A 2,126-nucleotide genomic window follows, 5' to 3' on the forward strand; every position below is an offset into this window, starting at 1 on the left:
TTGACCATCTTGTTCATAAGCTCTCGTTAGTTCTCGTAAATGGTGTGCATTACATAATGCATGCTGACAATGATAACGGTTAAATGCTATTCTGATAGGTCAAATTGGGAAAAACTTTGCGATAGAAGAAAATAGTATTTCACTCGCTGACATACTTGAAATAACTTATGGAGTTATTAATGAAGTAAGAGCTTTAATTGGCGCAAGGTCTTTATTAAATAAAACACAAAGAGTGTATTACTTGGACAATTACATCAGTTGTGCCACCTAATTGCATCAGAATTGCCAGTCATTATCATCTAATACTGTCACCTAATACCATTTACTGCGACCATTGAATAACATTAGGTTTGCCACCAATAAAAATGATCACTTTGTGCGCTTAGTTGACATAACGAGTTGAAAAAATTTAGCTCTTCTCTGAGCTAACAGTGAACTTAATAGGATTCCATTTTGCAAGATTTTCCGTACTTACAAAAAGTTTATTTAAAGCCAGATAAGTGCCCAGACTTTACATGTTACCCATTTAATACCTTATCAATGAAGGGATTTAACTCTCTTGAATTCATTAAACCTGTGACATTTATTATTGGTGAAAATGGTAGTGGTAAGTCTACATTAATTGAAGCAATAGCAACTGCATTTGGTTTTAATCCTGAAGGTGGAACTAAAAATTTCAATTTTGGTACGCGCGAATCACATTCGAAACTTTTTGAATTTTTAAGGTTGAGCAAATCGTACAAAACACCTAAGGACGGATTCTTTCTAAGAGCTGAGAGTTTCTTTAACTTAGCAACTAATATTGAAGACCTTGATAAAGAACCGAGTATTGGACCTAAAGTTATTGAGTCATATGGCGGTAAGTCATTACATGAACAATCTCATGGGGAATCGTTTATTTCACTTATTGTTAATAGGTTTTCAGGTAATGGACTGTACATACTAGATGAGCCAGAGGCCGCACTATCACCAACTCGTCAGTTGACATTATTAGCGAGAATCAATCAATTATGTAAATCTAACTCTCAATTTATTATAGCGACTCACTCTCCAATAATATTGGCATATCCTGATGCACAAATTTATCAAGTTACTAACAATGGATTGGAACTAACAAATTATGAAGATACAGAACATTATGCTATTACAAAATCTTTTTTGTTAAACCCTGAACGTATGTTGAATGAGCTTTTTAAAGATTAATGAATGTCTCCAAATGGTAAAAATCAGTCCTTATTAAACGGCTTTTTGATACATAAAAAAGATCAGGCTTGTGGCTGAAGTGTGCAGTTAGAAGGTTCAATTTATCCAAAGGTGACCGCTTTAAAAATAACATATGGAAAGCGCATGATTTATGTAATATGTAATATGTAATGAAAAAGGAGGTGCAGGGAAAAGCAGTATTGCACAATCTTTGCCTGTATATTTAAAATTAGAAAAAGATACTGATGCTAACCTTTAGCCATAATTTAAAACAAGAGATAAGTGAAATACAAGCGATGGAAACTGTCAGTTTTATTAATATCGAAGACGATGGTATCGACTTGATTTTATCATTTGCAGTCTTTGATTCAGATCCTGGCGACATAGAAAGTATCATACTTATGAGGACACCAATTTATGAGACTTTTCTAGAATATTATGAGCGTGGCGTATCTGTTTCATTCAAAAATATTGAAGATGGTTTTCGTCTAAAAACACCGAAAGCGTGGGGTTAGGAGATGGTATAGTTGAAATCTCTGATGAAAAAAATAAATATACTATTGATATGAGGCGTGTAGAAAAAGAAGATATTAATGATTTAGAGATAGTATTGAAAAAAATGAATTTTGATAATAACTTCACCATCGGCCGTGTTTAGAAAAACTTGCTTTCTAAGTCGGAAAGCGGCACAAAGCGAGATAGGAAATATGGTTTATTTCACTCTAAATTAGTGGCCAAAATCACTTACTCACAACAGTTCTAATTCAAACGCATAAGCATAAGAACAGAAGGAGAAAAACTCCAATTCATAGGTTGGATCTTAAGAAAAAAATCAGTTGAAAACATGCTCTGAATTTGATCTGATAGTAATCGCCAAACCACTATCAATGAGCAAATCAGAGCATGAATAAAGATAATACTGA

At 33.4% G+C, this 2,126-nt stretch carries 2 protein-coding genes; both read left to right on the top strand.

Annotated elements, in window-relative coordinates; all coding sequences use genetic code 11:
- Positions 1 to 453 precede the first annotated feature (453 nt).
- Entirely contained in the window at positions 454 to 1,203 is a 750-nt protein-coding gene (locus tag H592_RS0111485) for an AAA family ATPase (RefSeq protein ID WP_037071697.1), read from the top strand.
- 245 nt (positions 1,204 to 1,448) lie between these two features.
- Entirely contained in the window at positions 1,449 to 1,718 is a 270-nt protein-coding gene (locus tag H592_RS0111490) for a hypothetical protein (RefSeq protein ID WP_028868896.1), read from the top strand.
- Positions 1,719 to 2,126 lie beyond the last annotated feature (408 nt).

This window comes from Psychromonas arctica DSM 14288 (assembly GCF_000482725.1).
GTDB classification, from domain to species: Bacteria; Pseudomonadota; Gammaproteobacteria; order Enterobacterales; family Psychromonadaceae; genus Psychromonas; species Psychromonas arctica.

What these genes read in the sequence shown, in the direction of transcription:
- H592_RS0111490 (WP_028868896.1), top strand. Translation starts at nt 1,449, where the DNA reads ATGCTAACCTTTAGCCATAATTTAAAACAAGAGATAAGTGAAATACAA.